The organism is Shouchella hunanensis (assembly GCF_028735875.1).
GTDB classification, from domain to species: Bacteria; Bacillota; Bacilli; order Bacillales; family Bacillaceae_D; genus Shouchella; species Shouchella hunanensis.
This window is the reverse complement of the sequence record NZ_CP117834.1, coordinates 1303094-1320511: the sequence shown is the minus strand read 5'-3', so window position 1 is coordinate 1320511 and position 17418 is coordinate 1303094. Positions and strand designations below refer to the sequence as shown.

At 42.1% G+C, this 17418-nt stretch carries 12 protein-coding genes; 9 read left to right on the top strand and 3 right to left on the bottom strand.

What is annotated here, in order from left to right; genetic code table 11:
- Together PQ477_RS06795 and PQ477_RS06790 are read left to right on the top strand one after the other, a co-directional pair.
- Window positions 1-2844 (top strand): glycosyl hydrolase family 18 protein, encoded by a 2844-nt coding sequence (locus PQ477_RS06795; RefSeq protein ID WP_274273551.1) that lies wholly within the window; start codon window positions 1-3, stop codon window positions 2842-2844.
- Window positions 2845-2868: 24 nt separating this feature from the next.
- Entirely contained in the window at window positions 2869-3921 is a 1053-nt protein-coding gene (locus tag PQ477_RS06790) for a hypothetical protein (protein WP_274273231.1), read from the top strand.
- Window positions 3922-3941: 20 nt separating this feature from the next.
- Here PQ477_RS06790 and PQ477_RS06785 read toward each other — a convergent pair whose 3' ends face one another.
- Window positions 3942-5165, bottom strand: coding sequence for an MFS transporter (locus PQ477_RS06785; protein WP_035396455.1), 1224 nt, complete (start codon window positions 5163-5165; stop codon window positions 3942-3944).
- 118 nt (window positions 5166-5283) lie between these two features.
- On the opposite strand from PQ477_RS06785, the gene PQ477_RS06780 reads away from it, so the two are divergent.
- Window positions 5284-6477, top strand: a complete 1194-nt coding sequence (locus tag PQ477_RS06780; protein WP_274273230.1) for an ornithine--oxo-acid transaminase — start codon at window positions 5284-5286, stop codon at window positions 6475-6477.
- A gap of 149 nt (window positions 6478-6626) precedes the next feature.
- Window positions 6627-8294: a nicotinate phosphoribosyltransferase gene (locus PQ477_RS06775; RefSeq protein ID WP_274273229.1), complete on the top strand. Its 1668-nt coding sequence runs from the start codon at window positions 6627-6629 to the stop codon at window positions 8292-8294.
- A 44-nt stretch (window positions 8295-8338) separates the two neighbouring features.
- On the opposite strand, the gene PQ477_RS06770 is transcribed toward PQ477_RS06775, so the two are convergent.
- On the bottom strand, window positions 8339-10102 hold the full coding sequence (locus PQ477_RS06770) for a S9 family peptidase (RefSeq protein ID WP_274273228.1): 1764 nt from the start codon (window positions 10100-10102) through the stop codon (window positions 8339-8341).
- A gap of 136 nt (window positions 10103-10238) precedes the next feature.
- Here PQ477_RS06770 and PQ477_RS06765 point away from each other — a divergent pair, with 136 nt between their 5' ends.
- A complete protein-coding gene (locus PQ477_RS06765) occupies window positions 10239-12239 on the top strand; it encodes a methyl-accepting chemotaxis protein (RefSeq protein ID WP_274273227.1) in 2001 nt (666 codons plus the stop codon).
- A gap of 85 nt (window positions 12240-12324) precedes the next feature.
- Window positions 12325-12609 (top strand): hypothetical protein, encoded by a 285-nt coding sequence (locus PQ477_RS06760; protein ID WP_144560288.1) that lies wholly within the window; start codon window positions 12325-12327, stop codon window positions 12607-12609.
- 47 nt (window positions 12610-12656) lie between these two features.
- Here PQ477_RS06760 and PQ477_RS06755 read toward each other — a convergent pair whose 3' ends face one another.
- On the bottom strand, window positions 12657-13811 hold the full coding sequence (locus PQ477_RS06755) for a GNAT family N-acetyltransferase (protein WP_274273226.1): 1155 nt from the start codon (window positions 13809-13811) through the stop codon (window positions 12657-12659).
- Window positions 13812-13908: 97 nt separating this feature from the next.
- Here PQ477_RS06755 and PQ477_RS06750 point away from each other — a divergent pair, with 97 nt between their 5' ends.
- From PQ477_RS06750 to PQ477_RS06740, 3 genes are all read left to right on the top strand, one after another.
- Window positions 13909-15285: a dipeptidase gene (locus PQ477_RS06750; protein WP_060704399.1), complete on the top strand. Its 1377-nt coding sequence runs from the start codon at window positions 13909-13911 to the stop codon at window positions 15283-15285.
- 150 nt (window positions 15286-15435) lie between these two features.
- Complete coding sequence (locus tag PQ477_RS06745) at window positions 15436-16230, top strand: Cof-type HAD-IIB family hydrolase (protein WP_144560286.1); 795 nt, start codon at window positions 15436-15438, stop codon at window positions 16228-16230.
- A 238-nt stretch (window positions 16231-16468) separates the two neighbouring features.
- Window positions 16469-17410, top strand: a complete 942-nt coding sequence (locus PQ477_RS06740) for a metal ABC transporter solute-binding protein, Zn/Mn family (RefSeq protein ID WP_060704400.1) — start codon at window positions 16469-16471, stop codon at window positions 17408-17410.
- Window positions 17411-17418 lie beyond the last annotated feature (8 nt).

The window sequence follows — 17418 nt, the reverse complement described above, 5'->3', positions numbered from 1 at the left end:
ATGCAGTTTATGTCGTGGAGTTTAAACGAGCCCTCGAACGCACAATTTCTTGAGTTTGCAAAAGAAGATGCGCCTGGTGAATGGACGATCATCAATCGCGATGCATACTTAGATTGGCCAGGTGATCAGCGGAACTTTTGGACGGCGTTTCAGCAACACAATGAAAAAATCGCTTCATTTGGTCTACATGATTTTGGTGTGCGCGAAAATGGTACGGTTTATCACTATAAAGCAGGAACATCATATCCTGTTTTGAATCAAGATGGCGCCATTCAGTATTGGGCACGGAATAGTCTTCTCTATTTAATGGACCACTATCCAAACGTGGAATGGTTTTTACAAGCTATCTGTTTTGGAAGTCCTGTTGAAACCATGCTCGATCAAGAGGAAAATCAATCGACTTTTATTCGGCAATTCCGATCGATTGTCTCTCAATACATGACGCGTTTTCCCGGGAGGATAAAAGGAATTGAAATTGATTTTGAGAAATCGAGTTCTCGGCCAAGAGAGGCTAGGGAAGCTGAGAAATACCGAGATTTTTTAACGCGAGTGAAAAATGAAATTGCGATCCCTCTCCAATTAAAAGTGCGTGTTAATTTGCATGCTATGACCGGTGATTTTGCGCCATATTGGTATCAATGGACTGATTACCGTACGCTTGCTCAAGGAAGAGACGAAAGAGGGCAAATGATCTGTGATGAATGGCAAATTATGTCCTATGATTTCGCACATAACAATTCTGCTCCAGGTCCATCCACACCTGTTTGGTGGCTAAAACAAGTCTTAGCCCACGTTCAAGATGTGTTTCCGTCCGAATCGGTTTGGATAGGGAATGCGGCTTATGGACGACGTTGGCCACTTGAAAGCAAACGATCTGGTACTGCGGTTCGATACTGGCAAATGCTTATGTGGCAAAACGGCATTTTTAAACACCATATTGGGCGAGATCCAGAGACGGATGCATTTACATGGGTCGATCAATCTTACGTTCCCTACACAGGTTTACATGATGAAGAGTCCGGCTACCAGCAAACATTCTCCCATTGTTATGATCGCTTTCGCGTGGCGTATGCCCACTTGCTACCGTACAATAATCGTCCTGTTATTTATCGTTCAACCTACCAAGGGACAGAGTATATTACAAGCTATAGTAAGCATCAGCGAGCAACCTTTGAACACGTACACGCCGTTCTACATCAACCTACCCAGTTAACAGGAAATGCAACGAGAACCAATACGACCTGGCGTGCGGAACAATTTCCACAAACGTTTCAAGGAGTGGCGGTTGGAGGCGCTCAATATCTGGCAGACCATGATTTGGAGCGTTGTGTAAAAGATGTTGACGCTGGAAGAGCGGTTTATCGTTTTTCACTGCCAGCAGCAGGAACCTATGAATTAATTGCACCTGTTTATTTCCCTTATTTGAATCCGAAAATTCATTTGCTCGTTAACGGTACACCTTATGTGATAGGAGAAGGGATCCCAAGTTGGTACCCGTTCTTAGTAAACCCAGATCGACATTTTTACCATTGTGGGACATTCTCGTTTAAAGAAGGGGAGAATGAAATCGTTGTTACAGGAACAGAAGATTCTGCACAACTACTAGGTTTGGTTGTAGGTACGGGCTTTTCTCACAATATGAGCGGTGGGATGGTGGAGTACAATGTGAATTTACAGCCACCTAAAAAAAGAGGAACAGTAACAGAGGGTATTGTCAATCAAGTGGATGCTAAAATGCCTAAGAAAATGGCCTTAACAGCTGAATTGCTGCGTAGACCCCCTCGTCCTGCGATTTTTTGGGAAGACCTATTTGGCTCTCATGTTGTGTACGATGAAAGCGGAAATCAAGAGAGAGTGAATCTAGCAGAAACGAATTATTATTTACAAGCGGGAACCCAGGTCGTGCATGGTGGAAACTATGATAATAGGCAATGTATATCTAGTAGAAGAGCGGTCGGTTACTCTTCTGGAGAATGGGTACCGTCACGAGAAAATTTCGTCGAAACAGACGCCAGAGGAAGACAAAATCAATTGCTGTTAAATAAGCGGCTACACTTCTTCCCTCATCTTGAAGCAGACCTTTCAATATGGGATCGAGGAAGTGCCGGCATTCGGTTCATGGCATCGAATGTAGGATCAACGAACGATGGGTACTTGTTTTTACTAGACGCAACCCAACAACAGTTTCTACTACTATCAGAGGAAAATGGGGAAAGACAAGTGTTGGCTTCTGTTCCAGCTACTATCTATTTAGGTACAAGGTATTCCCTCAGGGTACGTTTTTTTGAAGGGCAGATTCTTTGCTTTAATGGCACAACACAAGTGATCAGTCACAGGGTACAAGGAAACAGAGCGCAAGGCGCACATGGCGTCTTTGCACAAGGAGCTAGAGTGAGGTGCCATCGTCTTCATATTGCAACGCTTAATCGTTATGAACCTATGGAGAAGGTGCAAGCGATTGTAGATGGAGAACCTCAACCAATTGCATTAGAGGAAGACCGTCCCTATGAGTACGATGAGTTTGGGTATTTGACGTATGCGGGGCTGAACCCTGACGCTGGTACTTCTTATGGCATAAGCAATGACTACGAGAATTTAACTGTTGCAGTTGTGGACTCATGGGAAGGCGCTAAGACGATTCAGCTTCGTGTGGTGGATGCAGGTGTTTGGCTAAGAAACTTTTATATTGGCGATGCCGAAGGCTATTCCCTTGCATGGAATAGTGATATTGAAGGGTTTATTACGACACTGCAACTAATCGAAGAGGCGGAGTGTAAAGGTGTGGCGATGTGGACGTTAGGGCAAGAAGATCCAACGGTATTTACGTATTTACCGCGAGCGTAAAAAACAAAAAAGGATGTGAAAAAAATGGCACAAACGCCTTATAAGGATTTAAAAAGCGAAGCAATATTATCTGCGCATCTATCAGGAGTGCAGCAGGATATTAATAAAATTCAACAAGTTCTGAACATGAAGTCGACTGCAAGAAGCAATGCACCTTTAATTCCAGTTAGCGATCAAACAGACCCAACCCTTCGCTTTCGTATTTATGAAGGGGAAGAGCGAAACTGGCTAGACCAACCTGTGCCTGTTCTTTATCGTGACGGGGCGTTAATTGATGCAGGCGAGTACGAATTGTATCCTCCCTATGGAGCGGTAGTATTTGCAGCACAACAACATGCCGATTCAGTCATTACTGCAGACTATGAAGCGGTAGCCAATACAGCTCAGCTATCGGATGATGTCCTTCAAACAAAACAAAGCCTTGAGGACTTAAAAGATAAAATTGACGCTATGGCAAGTGCTGGCGGGGGAGTAGAGCCATTTTATCCAACGGCAGGGACCTATTTATCTCATTTTCGACGAGATTACAATCCTTTTACAGCAGAAGGATACAACGTGAATAGTCATGTACCTGCATTTAGTATCCTTGTCTATGGAGATACATTAGATGCGTTTCCGTTTCCTGTTACAAGAAAAACAAAAGTTGTACGTGCAGGGATGAGCTTAGGGAGCGCAGGGAATACAGTAGCAGCAAAAGTAGGGATTTATTCAGACGATGGCACGGGAAGACCAAAAGACTTACTCTTTGAATCAGAGGATATTGAGATTTCTTCAAACGGTGGCTGGGGATATGTAACCCTTGATGAAGAACTTGAAGAAGGTTTATATTGGATTGCGCGTCATGATCGTGGCACTGCCTATTGGAATGGATTTCATCAAAGAAGTGTTATTCCTATCGTACGATTCAATGGAGAAGTGTTTTTACGAAATTTAGCAGAGCGTCCTAATCCTCATACGGTCTTTGGCGGCTATCGAGCAACCAATATTCCTTATGGGCAAATGCCTACTTCCTTCCCAGAATCAGGTGAGCTTTTTAGAAGAGATTTCTATGCTTCACCGTGGTTAATAACAGGATAAAGGAAAAGCTGAATCATGCCTTAAAGCTGATTCAGCTTTTTGTTTTTAGAAGCAGCCTCTGCTGATTGTCGTTTTCCTTCTCTTAATCTAGTAAGGACCGCAATGGCTAATGCGATGAAGCTAATGATGGCTGCCAAAGTAAACACGTGCTTTAGACCAAACTGTTCTGCAGCAAAACCAGCTAGATAGGGACCAATAAAGATGCCAATAGCGTAAACAGATTGATAAAATCCCATGACAGATGTCTTTAATGAAGCCGGTGGTAAGCTTGCAATTTGTGATAATAAAAGGGGCAAGAGAATCCCAATGGTTAAGCCAATAATGGCGTGCAGGAGACTAATGGAAAGTATTCCAGTAGCCAACGGTAGGAATAGGAATGTAATGGTTGTAACCATTAAACTGCTAATCATTAGTAGTTGCTCTAATTTAGGCGGCAAATTTATAAGAGCGATAAAGATGGATGCAGCTGCATGAGGAACGAAAAAGGCAGTCATAATCCAAACCATTGCACCTTCACCTATGCCATGAGAACCGGCATATACAGGGGTAAAGCCAAATATGGAAATAAAGAGCAAGGCATGTGCAAAAAGAGAGACGAGCGTAATCGGTAGTAATGACCTCATTGTAACGGTAGAACGGATGATGAGAGCGATCGATAACCGTTGTCTTTTTTCAATATGACTAGGTACAACCTTTATTGACAAAGCGAGTAAGAGACCGACGGATGCAGCCGCAATACCAGACCAAAATGGAAGAGCAAAGCCCATCCATTCAACGAGTAATCCCGCTGTTAACATGCTAAGAAACTGGGGCATGACTGTTGAAAATTGTAGCAAGCCCATCGCTTTACTCGTATGGTTCGACTGAAAGTACTCTGCGTACATGATGGTTGCCATTACCCACATGGCAGCAGTGACACCTGCGAGGAGGCGACCAGTTAAAATCCAAAAAAAAGAGCTTGAGAACAACAGGATAAAGCCACTCACAATGGCTACAACAAACCCACCAACGTAAAAATGCTTGCGTAGCGTGGTAAGTTTATCGAGTAAAACACCTAAAGGAAAGCGAAGGAGCACTTGTGTTACACCGTAACTTCCTAAAATGATCCCAATCGACCCGTAGCTGAATGGAATGGATTCTAAATAAAGGCTAAAGATCGGTACGTAACTATACGTAGCAAGCCAAAAACAAAAAACCGATGCCAAAAAAATGACATGGTGCACGCGTCTTATATCAGAATTCATACGCTGTACCTCCTACTCATCTCATCTTAACACCTTTTTTCCTGACAAATGTAGCAGGAATTCATTTCTTTAAAGCGAAGAGACATAAGTGGAAGCACAGTACTGAAGGAGGATGACTATGTCTAAGTCAACAGAGATTATTAAGAAAACAGAGCAATACGGTGCAAATAACTATCATCCATTGCCAATCGTCATTTCTAAAGCAAAGGGTGTATGGGTATGGGATGCAGAGGGTAATCGCTATCTTGATATGTTAAGTGCCTATTCCGCCTTAAATCAAGGTCATTGCCATCCGAAATTAATCCAAACATTAAAAGACCAAGCGGAGCGAGTCACGTTAACCTCGCGGGCATTTCACAATGATCAGCTGGCGCCTTTTTATGAAAAAGTGGCTTCACTTACGAATAAAGAAATGATTTTACCAATGAATACAGGTGCGGAAGCTGTTGAAACCGCTTTAAAAGCCGCGCGGCGGTGGGGATATGAAAACAAAAAAATTGTAACCAATAAAGCTGAAATCATTGTCTGCTCAAATAATTTTCACGGACGAACATTAGCTGCTGTCTCCCTTTCTTCAAGTGAAGAATATAAGCGAGGTTTTGGACCATTGCTACCAGGCATAAAAGTCATTCCGTATGGTGACGCAGAGGCACTAAAAGAAGCCATTTCCGAATATACGGTGGCCTTTCTTGTTGAACCTATTCAAGGAGAGGCTGGAATACTCATACCTCCTAATGGGTACTTGCAGCAAGTACGAGACATCTGTACAGACAATACAATTCTCTTTATAGCAGACGAGATACAAGCGGGACTTGGCCGAACGGGCAAGTGGTTTGCATGCGACCATGAAAACGTGGAACCAGATATGTACATTCTCGGTAAGGCTCTTGGTGGAGGGATTTTACCTATCTCAGCTGTTGCGGCGAATAAAGATGTGTTAGGTGTCTTTGAGCCTGGCTCCCACGGCTCAACGTTTGGCGGAAATCCACTTGCTTGTGCAGTCTCTGTTGCTGCATTAGAAATTTTAGAAGAAGAAGCGTTAGTAAAAAATGCTCAAGAACTCGGTGATTATTTTATTAATGAGTTAAAGGCGTTAACACACCCTTCAATTAAAGAGGTGCGTGGACGCGGTTTATTTATTGGAATTGAATTAACAGAATCAGCCCGTCCTTATTGTGAACAATTAAAGGAACGGGGGTTATTGTGTAAAGAAACACATGAGAATGTCATTCGCTTCGCACCGCCTTTAATCATTACGAAGGAAGAGCTTGATCATGCACTCGAACAAATAAAAGACGTTCTCTCTGCTTAATTGTCATGAGGAAACGCCCTAGCAGAATGCAGGGCGTTTTTTGTGTATAAACACGTAGAGGGACGATGGATTTGAAATGAAGGGGAAACAAGAGTATACTTTTGATGACTTATATGCGTGAAAAGCGTAGATCACAAAGGAGCAGAAAGATGTCTGAACATATGAAAACAATCTTTGATTTTGTAAAGCCTACTCGTTATCGCTATGTACATATATGTAAAGAGTGTGACCAACCAAGTTTTTCAAACGAGTCTTCCAGTGAAGAAGTGTGCATTCGATGTGGCGGAAACGCTCATCATGTGACCCCATACTACAATCCTTCAGAGGATTATGGGCTTGATGTGGATTATTATGCCATTACGATGATGTATGCCTTATGGAAAGAAGGACTTCATCAAACTCAAGTTGTTTTTGATGATTTCTATCGGAAAGCCCCTTTTGTTCGCGGTGTTGGTGAATTTAGCACGGAATTAGGCGGTTATGTCGCGTTTGGTGGGCTTGGCCATTTGATTGATACGATACAGAACTTATACTTTAATGAAAGTGATATCCGTTATTTAAGAGAACAATCAGAGGGCTTTGACGAAGCGTTTCTAGATGACTTACGTTCTTTGCGCTTTAGTGGGGATTTGCATGCGGTTGAAGAGGGAAACTTGGTCTTTCCTAATACGCCTCTTATTCGCATTGAAGCCCCTGTTTGGGAATGTATTTGGATTGAAGCGATGTTGTTAAACATTGTGAATGCGGAGTCTCTAGTCCTGACAAAGGGAGCCCGTATTAAAACCATCGCAGGGGAAGATGGTTTGCTTGAAATGGGAAAAAGACGTGCCCAAGGAAGAGATGCGAGTGTGTATGGAGCAAAAATGGCTTATATTGCTGGGTTTGACGCTACCAGTAACGTGAAGGCAGGAAAGAAATTTTCTATGCCTATTACAGGTACGCAAGCGCATGTGTTTATTATGTTCCATCCATCTGAGTTAGAAGCGTTTCTTGCGTATGCAGATGTTTTCCCGCAAAAGACCATTCCCCTTCTTGATACAACGGATACACTTGGAAGCGGACTGCCTCATGCGATTGAAACAGCGCATCGCCTTAAGGAAAAAGGCTATGAAATGACGGCTGTCCGATTAGACAGCGGAGACTTAGCCTACTTATCGAAAAAAGTACGTAAGCGTCTTGATGAAGAAGGTTTAGAGCATGTGAAGATTGCTGCGACGAACGATCTTGATGAATATACAATTGCTTCTCTAAAGCAACAAGGGGCAAAAGTAGATATCTGGGGTGTTGGCACAAAATTTATTACGGCCTACGATAACCCAGCATTAGGAGGCGTTCATAAAATTGTAGCAAGACGCCCCCTCGATTCAGAGATTGAATCTGGTAGCTATCAGAAAGAAGATTGGGTCGCTCTGATTAAAATCTCGGAAAGTATTGAAAAGATTTTAAATCCTGGACGCAAAAAAGTGTACCGTCTTTTTGGCGACGATGGGATGGCAAAGGGCGATTATGTCTGCTTGGATCATGAAACGTTGGATGGAAAAAATGAAATACTTTTGAAGCACCCACGCAACCCACTAAAAGCGAAACGAATTCGGGATTTTAAAGCGGTTGAATTGCTAAAACCGATATTTGAGAATGGGGAACTTGTCTACGATGTGCCTTCTTTGAAAGAAGTGCGAGACTACCATGCGTATCAAAAGCAATCGTTTTGGGAAGAATATTTACGTTTAGAAGTACCAGAAGTCTATCCTGTCTCTTTATCAGACGACTTGACAGATATGAAAAACCAGCTGATTCATGAGAAACGGGAAGGATAAACCAAACACCTCCGCCTTAATTAAGGTGGAGGTGTTTTCCTTTTTCAAAGCCACTCCGTTAAAAATGCAAACGACTTCTCATATGCAGCGACGTTGTTTTCGTAGCGAACGAAGAAGTGCCCTTCATTTTCAAAGTAAAGCGAATCGACGGGATGATGACGATGCTTTAGCTGTTCAACGATTTGCTCGGCTTCTGAAATGGGTACACGTGGATCGTTCCGTCCATGCAGCACAAGAAGGGGAGCCTTAATGTCATCTACTTTATGAATGGGATCAATCGCATCGAAAAAGTCACGATCTTCTTCAAGGGAACCGTACTCATCTTCCCGTACTTTTCGTCGCCAAATACTTGTGTTTTCGAGAAACGATTTAAAGCTGGAAATGCCAACAATATCAATGGCAGCCGCCCACTGTGTTGGATAACGGGTAATAGCAGCAAGCACCATAAACCCTCCGTAGCTTCTGCCCATTACAGCGATCTTGTCAGGGTGAGCAAATCCTTCTGTTTTTAACCATTCTGCAAGCTCATGTAAATCCCTTACAGCATCCATACGTTTTCGCTTATCATCTAAGTGATGGTAGCGTTTCCCATAGCCTGTGCTGCCGCGCACATTCGGTGTGCATACGGCGAATCCCTTCGAAACAAAGTACTGTAAAAATGGATTGTAGACAGAACGAATTTGGCTTTCAGGACCGCCATGTACAAAAATGACGGTTGGGTAAGGACCATTCCCGTCTGGTTTGTAGTAAAAAGATGGAATGGTCTCCCCATCAGAGCTGGTGAATGAAAGTTGTTCAGGCTCTCGTAGTATCTCTTGGACAGTATGTTTCCGTGTGCTGTTTTCGAGCTTTGTTACAGTCTGCTCCTCTAGGTGGTAGCACCATAGTGCAGCAGGGTTTGCAGCGCCATCGAGAGAGAAAACGAGTTGAGTTACGTCATTAGAAAAAGTGAAACTTGTAACAACCCCTGTTTTAATTGGAAGCTTTTTCTCTGTTTGTGACGGGAGGTGAGTAAGATAAGCATGTGATACGCCTCCTTCATTTACTGCATAAGCCATATAGGTACCGTCATGACTAAGTGTTAAGGCTTCGTAATCCCAATTGCCTGTATAGAGCCATTCCAACTCTTTCGATTGAAGATGTAAGCGAGCAATGCCACTATATTCACGTCCGACGTTCGTCAAAAGATAAAGAAACTTGCCATCATGGCTAAAAGCCGCATCTGTAAAAGAGGCTTCATTGTCATGTGGCGTTAACCATTCTATTTCTTTTGTTTCTAAATGTAATAGACCTAAGTCATTATCTAAATTCGTATTCGTTTTCTTTATTAACAAATGGTGGCCATCTGGATGAAAACAGACAGGGTCATGACGAGCATCATCTTCATACACACACTGAATGGCAAGTGTCGATACATGTTGAATATACACGTCGAAAAATTGTTCATGCCTGCGATTGCTACTCCAGGCAATCCATTCTTTATTTGGGGATACCCCTCCGAAATGATGAATATGCGAAGGGTCGTTTGTTAGCGGAACAAGGTCCTCTTTATGTTTCCATAAATACAATTGTTGCTTTTCATTTACCCCATAATCCATTCCAATGAGGAGGTCATTCTCAATATATGTAGCGAGCATCATTCGTTCTGATGTTTCAACTAGGCGAGTCGTTTGTTGCGATTCAATATCGTACTCATAAGCTTGCGGAAGCCCAGTAGCATTATTTAGATAGACAAGCTTCGTTAGGTGATGTGGGTGAAAGTGCGGGTTTGTTGCTGTATCCACTTTTAAAAAGTCAGTAAGCTGCATAAAAAAGTCACCCTTTCATTTTCTGTTTAGGTAAAATGATAACTTTTTTCGCACAATTCTTCAAATATCAATCTAGAGTCTTTAGAAAAGCGATCAACTAGCCGAAATAAAAAGTAGAAGATTGAGGTGAAAATAGATGAAACAAAAAAAGGTAAGCTTAAAATGGAAATTAATGCTGGCTTTTGGTTTAATGCTTGTCATACCGAGTTTAGTCATTGGGGTATTTTCTTATTTATCAACAAGGGAAAATGTTGAAAGTACAATGAATGCTCAAGCAGAGCAAATGACAGCCAATGTTCATGCATCCTTGCAACAATACATGGGTTTGCAAACCGAATTAGCTGCTTTTACTGGCGATACCATCGATGCAAATGCTTCATCTGACGACATAGCAAATCAATTAGAAGTTTTATTTGGAGAAGATAATCGTCTGCGTGAAGTATACATTGTCAACAACAAGGGTGAGGGAACCGTTTACCAAGCAGATGGCTCCATTGAATCAGTAGCAAATACAGAAGAACTTTCTGAACAGTATGGTGTATTAGAATTCACTTGGTTACGAGATCTTTTTGGGAGGCAAACCGATGTAGCGGTAAGTGAACCAATTTTTTCAAATGAAGACGAGACAGATATTCTTTTTGCATCCTTGACAAGCGATCGAGGAAACGTTTTAGCAATGCGAGTCGATTTCAACCCAATTCTATCCTATGTAGCAGATGCTTCGATTGGAAGTACAGGCTACTTGTTTTTAGTAGACCACCTTTCGAGAGTTGTCTATCATCCTGTATTAAATTCTGGCGAGTACGTCCCAGCAACCCTCAGTGCTCAGTTTGTAGAGGGTGGAGAATCAGGACAGTTTGAGTTTCAAGTAGATGGTGAAGATCCACGGCAAATCACATATGATACCGTTTTACCAACGAATTGGGTGCTTGCCGGAGCGATGTTACCAAATGAAGTGAGTCAACTGGTACAGCCAATTCTTTACTCAATGTTAATCGTAATCATTGTCACATTACTGATTGGATCCGTTATTATTTTCGCTATCGTTCGTGCGATTGTACGCCCTATTTCCGGACTATCAAACGTTGCAACGGTTATTAGTCAAGGGAACTTAAGTTCAACGTACAGCGTAAAGTCTACCTTCAAAGATGAAGTCGGACAGTTAGCTGATTCGTTTGAAGACATGCGACAATCTCTCATTCAAACCATTAGAGGAATTCAAGATAAATCAACCTATTTAGCTGCGTCGTCTGAACAATTACAGGCAAGTACCGAGCAGAATATGCAGGCAACTGAACAAATTACATTAGCCATTCAAGAAGTATCGGGCAGTGTGGATGAGCAAACGACGAGTATGGATCAAGGAAAAGCAGCTGCGACGACGGTTTCTAGAGGAATTATGGATGTGCAGCAGTCGACTCAACAAGTAACAAAAGCAATAAATGACGCTGTTGTTGCTGTACAAACTGGTCAACAAGGGATTAAAAGCAGTGTTCAACAAATGAATGCGATTCAACATAAAGTATCTTCTATCGCCACAACGGTGGAGAACCTAGAGAAACAGGCAGCAACGATTAACCAGGTCAGTCAAATGATTTCCGATATAGCGGAACAAACGAATCTACTGGCACTAAATGCTTCTATTGAAGCGGCTAGAGCTGGAGAAAATGGTCGAGGATTCGCTGTCGTTGCGGATGAAGTACGAAAGCTTGCAGAGCAATCGAATAATGCTGCAAAAACCGTGCAGGATCAAATCAATACCGTTCAGAACGAAACGAAAGTCGTTGTGCAGGAAATGAATGCGGGAGAAGGAGAAGTAAGAAAAGGCGTTCATATTATTGAAGAAACTGGCCAATCCTTCGCTTTCATTCAGAATCACATGAATCAAGTAACCGAAAAAATACATCTTGTCACAGATGAAGTGAAAGCAATGGCCAATCAAACCGAGCAATTTATGCTTTCTTATGAACAGATTGCCACTGCAAGTGAAACGACATCTGCTAGTATTCAAAATGTATCGGCATCGACCGAGGAACAACTCGCATCTATGGAAGAAATCTTAAGCTCAACAACAAATCTTGCGCAACTTGCTGATGAATTAGAAGAAATGATTGCGAAGTTTGAATGGAACGACTAGTCACGTTTGACATTGTTATGACGTTTAAGGAGTCGTTGAAAAAGGAATGGTACCCTATATCCTTTTGAAACGAGGTACGTAGACAATGAATAAACTAGTGCTTGTGTACAAAGATGAAGAATTAACCCAGCCGAAGGAGATTTGGGTTGGTGGAGAAGCAAGCGACGAAGATAATAATACGACGTTTGAAGCCATTGCAGCTGAATTTGACGAGTTTAAAGTTGAAGCAAAAGAAAAGAACGAGCCTCATATTACGTTAAAGCTTGAACCAGTGGATGGAGAAGAACCTCACACATACATTCGAGACATTACCTTAAAAGGAGAACAACAGGAAAATGTTGTTCGCGTTTTGAAGAAGCGAGTAAAATGAATCAGAAACAAAAAACCCGTGACCCTTAAGGTTTACGGGTTTTTGTTTTAGAAAAAGTCATGTAGCGCAGGCTCTTGATCAGGTAGTGTCCTGAAGAACCTATCAATTGCTTCTTCGCTTCCAGTCACAAGGTCAGCCTGCTTATAAAAAGTCGGGCGTTTATACCCCATTAACAAGCTTGAGGCTGTCTGAATCGTCATATACATAGAAGGGGGCTCCGTTGTTGGGATACATCGGGCATGACCAGATTCAATTGTTAACGCGAATGTTGTATCATTCCACGTTGCGAAGTCATCTTGAATGCGGATCGTAAACTGTCCATCTGCTAGGAAAGGAAGCGTTTCAATAAAGGCTTGAAAATCAACAATCCGCGCCATGAAATAGGGTTTTGTTGTCGCTTTTGTGAGCGGATCCGGTAAGAAGTAATGAAGCGCACTAGACCCAGAAACCGTTATGGTTGCTTCGTTCAGCATAGAATCATGTTGTCCAATAAAGTGGAGCAATGCTTTTAATGCAGATCCATCATGATAAATCATTTCTTTGGTTGTCCATTTTGATTCAGAAAAGCGATAAACCATATACGCTTTTGGAGTACCTTCAGCATCTTCGTAAAGTACTGTGTGATACTCTTTGTTTTCTTCTTGCTTTCTCTCCCACCATACTTCATCTCGTTCTAGCATCCCGTGCCATAAACATTTTTTATAGACGTCTTTTATGCGGTTATCTTGATAGGGGACACGGGTTAATGTTCCTTCAAGCGTTGCTAGAGGACGGGGAAGTTGATTTTTTTCAACATTATAATGCACTTCATCAAATACGATTTCCCAGCCGAATTTCCGATAAAAGGATACCGAAAAGGGAGCCAAATAAGAAAGGAGTTGTCCGTTTTCTTTCATAGTCTCTAAACTATGGTGGAGCAGTTTGCGAACACCGCCTTGGCGTCTCGCTTCAGGATAAGAGGCAACGCTAGCAATTCCACCCATAGGTACAGTCCTACCATATAACTGAATAGATAAAGACAGTAACGTTAGTTTCGATGTGAGTTGGTTCTCGTCCATTAAAGCAAAATGCGTAGCGTTATGATGTGACCACGTTGTTCTAGCCGCTTCCGTCTGTTCATCAGTTGGTGTTGCTTGAAAGGCGTAACAGCTTAATGCGAACGCCTCATCAAAATGACGAGCGTCCAATGTCTTAATGACCAATTAAATCCCTCCCTTTTTTTCTATTAAGTGTACCATGAGTCGTGATGAATAGGAGACTATGATACAATCAAAAAAAGAATAAGTTGGAGTGATGAAGTTGACGAGTAAAGCGGTTGATTATGTACAAGCTCACCGAGAGGCAATGTTAGATGAATTAAATGAGTTTTTGACAATTAAAAGCATTAGTTCCCTTTCTGAACATAAGCAAGATGTTGCAGAAGCGGCAAGCTGGCTAGAGCGTCAGTTGCTTCATGCTGGGTTAGAAAAAGTAGAAATCATCCCGACTGCAAAACATCCAGTCGTGTATGGAGAGTGGTTAAAGGCTGGAGACGAAGCAAAAACGATTTTAGTCTATGGTCATTATGACGTGCAGCCTGTAGATCCGCTTCATTTATGGGAAACGGACCCATTTGAACCGACAATCCGAGAGAACAAGCTTTACGCAAGAGGCGCGAGTGACGATAAAGGTCAAACCTTCATGCATATTAAAGCAGTGGAAGCAATGCTTAAGTCAGAAGGTGCATTGCCGTTTAATATTAAATTCCTTATTGAAGGTGAAGAGGAAATTGGTTCGCCTAATTTAGATGCGTTTGTCGAGAAAGAAAAAGAGCGATTGGCAGCGGATGTACTTGTCATTTCAGATACACCGATGCTCGAAGCTGGACGACCTGCTATCTGTACTGGTTTAAGAGGGCTTGCTGCAATGGAACTAACAGTAAAGGGAGCAAAAGGTGACTTGCATTCCGGTTTATATGGGGGTGCTGTCCCGAATTCGCTTCACGCGTTAGTTGAGCTATTAGCTAGCTTTCGAAATGAAGCTGGTGAAATTGCGATTTCGGGCTTTTATGATGGAATTGAAGCACTAGCTGATGAAGAGAAAGAAAGCTTAGCGGCTCTTGGAAGCGGCGATGACAGCATGAAGTCGGAAACCGGTGTATCCGCTCTTGTAGGGGAAGAAGGTTATTCATCTCGTGAACGAACATGGATTCGTCCAACTCTTGAGCTGAATGGTGTATTTGGAGGATTCCAAGGAGAAGGTGTCAAAACAGTCATTCCGGCTGAAGCTACGGCGAAGATTTCTTGTCGTCTCGTCCCAGGGCAAGATCCTGATGATATTTTAAACAAAATCGAGCAGCACATTAACACGCATACACCAAAAGGAGTGACGGTAACAACTCATCGTCATGACACAGGAAAACCTTTTGCGGCTCCGGTTACAGATCCAGCCTTTGCCGCCGCTGCACGAGCGTATGAAAAGGTGTATAAAACAGAAGTAGCTTATACGCGTATGGGAGGATCGATTCCAGTTGTGGAAACATTTGATGCGCAGCTACATGTTCCGATTGTGCTAATGGGCTTTGGTTTGCCAAGCGAAAACTTCCACGCACCTAATGAACATTTTCATCTAGAAAATTTTGATAAGGGACTTGAAACGATTTTGGCTTTTTGGCAAGAATACAGTAAATTAAGCTAATAAAAGTGGATGGGGTGGGACCCGTCCATTTTTTTATCTTTGGTTTGACAAATATAGGAATGGAAGCCGGATGTTCATGGCACGACAATTCATTTCATTTTGTAGTACACTAAGGAAGGAAAGAGTGCATTCTGGAAGGGGTCAGGTATCATGTCAACGGTAGAAAGACCAGTCATTAAGTTAATTGCTCTTGATATGGACGGTACATTATTAAACGAAAATCACGAGATATCTGCAGGGAATCGAGAAGCCATTATGGAAGCAAGGGAATTAAATGTTCCTGTTATGATTGCGACAGGGCGAACGCGCGCAACATGCGGAAGTTACGCGCAGTCGTTAGGTTTACAGACTTTTTTAGTAACTGCAAATGGTGGAGAAATTTATAATAAAGATGGTGTGTTAATACACGCAACCCACTTACATGAAGATGCTGTAGACCATGTTTATGAATTAAGGGAACGTTATGGCGCTCATGTATGGGCAGCTTCTTCAAACGGACTTTTTCGTGGTGATTTGCCAGAGGATCGTCACAATTACAATTGGCTAAAATTTGGTTTTGATACAACTGACGATCAAGTGCGTAAAGACATTGTTGCGGAGCTAACAGAACGTGGTCTTACAGAAATTACGAATTCTAGTCCAACAAACATCGAAGTTAATGCAATTGGAATTAATAAAGCAAATGCGATAAAGATGGTTTGTGATGAACTAGAAATTGAGATGAAGCATGTAATGGCTGTTGGAGATAGCTTGAATGATATCGCAATGATTCAAGAAGCGGGATTAGGTGTTGCCATGGGGAATGCACAAGATCTTGTGAAGCGTAAAGCAGACTGGATTACAGCGACGAATGCAAATGACGGCGTTGCTGCAGCCATTCACCGATGGGTCATATTGCCGAGAAAAGAAGGAACGAGAGACAAGACAAACGAAACTGGTATGTAGAATAAATAAAACGCCACGCTAATCCTTTAGCGCGGCGTTTTTATTTACATAAATGCCAGATCGATTCGGAAAGATAAGAGAGTAAATAGGTACGTAAAAAAGAACGAAGACAAAAATTCTTGACAATATTGGACAAGGGAATTAAAGTTGCATTAGAGAAACTTTATTGTGGACAGGAAATAAATTCTGTTTTAAGCATACAAATAAAGATAATGAGTGGATGAAGGAGGAACAAAGAATGAAAAAGCATACTCTCGGATTGACAGCTGTATCTGTAGCTGTTTTACTCACTGCCTGTAATGACAGCGGGAATGAAACAGGTGGAGGAGATTCAACCGATGGGTCGATTGACGTTGTAGCAACCATTGCTCAAATTGGGGAGCCTCTATCTGTTATCGCTGGCGACTTTGCCAATGTTGAGACGTTAATGGGGCCAGGCGTGGACCCCCATATTTACGAAGCATCTCAAGGAGATATTCGCTTATTTCAACAGGCAGATATCATCTTTTACAACGGATTACACTTAGAAGCACAGCTTTCAGATGTGTTTAACAGTGTAGATACAAATGCTCATGCGATCGGTGAAAGAATCGACGCAGGCAACTTATTAGAAGATGAAGAAGATGCAGGTATGGATGATCCACATATCTGGTTTGATGTAGTATTATGGGAACAAGCATTAGATGCTGCGGTTGAAGAATTAAAAGAATTACTTCCTGATCATGCAGATGAGTTAGAAGAAAATAAACAAGCCTATTTTGCTGAATTAGAAGAATTGCACACGTATGCCATTGATACGCTAGCACAAATTCCAGAAGAACAGCGTATTTTAGTAACGGCACATGATGCATTCCAATATTTTGGAGAAATGAACAATATTGATGTAATGGGAATACAAGGTTTAAGTACAGAGTCTGAAGCAGGAATCTCAGATATCCAATCGACGATTGATACCATTGTTGAAAAAGAAGTTCCAGCTGTCTTTGTCGAAAGTAGTGTGAACGACTCAACGGTTCAAGCAGTCATTGAAGGTGCAAATCAAGCCGGACATTCCATTGAACTAGGCGGTGAGCTGTATTCAGACGCAATGGGTGAAGCAGGTACAGAAGAAGGAACGTACATTGGGATGTATCGACATAATGTTGATACGATCTACTCAGCATTAACAGCCTCCGAATAACTTCTATG

Coding starts and splice junctions, on each gene's coding strand:
- PQ477_RS06770 (WP_274273228.1), bottom strand. CDS start 10,102: ATGCAGCTTACTGACTTTTTAAAAGTGGATACAGCAACAAACCCGCAC.
- PQ477_RS06790 (WP_274273231.1), top strand. CDS start 2,869: ATGGCACAAACGCCTTATAAGGATTTAAAAAGCGAAGCAATATTATCT.
- PQ477_RS06775 (WP_274273229.1), top strand. CDS start 6,627: ATGTCTGAACATATGAAAACAATCTTTGATTTTGTAAAGCCTACTCGT.
- PQ477_RS06740 (WP_060704400.1), top strand. CDS start 16,469: ATGAAAAAGCATACTCTCGGATTGACAGCTGTATCTGTAGCTGTTTTA.
- PQ477_RS06785 (WP_035396455.1), bottom strand. CDS start 5,165: ATGAATTCTGATATAAGACGCGTGCACCATGTCATTTTTTTGGCATCG.
- PQ477_RS06780 (WP_274273230.1), top strand. CDS start 5,284: ATGTCTAAGTCAACAGAGATTATTAAGAAAACAGAGCAATACGGTGCA.
- PQ477_RS06760 (WP_144560288.1), top strand. CDS start 12,325: ATGAATAAACTAGTGCTTGTGTACAAAGATGAAGAATTAACCCAGCCG.
- PQ477_RS06745 (WP_144560286.1), top strand. CDS start 15,436: ATGTCAACGGTAGAAAGACCAGTCATTAAGTTAATTGCTCTTGATATG.
- PQ477_RS06765 (WP_274273227.1), top strand. CDS start 10,239: ATGAAACAAAAAAAGGTAAGCTTAAAATGGAAATTAATGCTGGCTTTT.
- PQ477_RS06795 (WP_274273551.1), top strand. CDS start 1: ATGCAGTTTATGTCGTGGAGTTTAAACGAGCCCTCGAACGCACAATTT.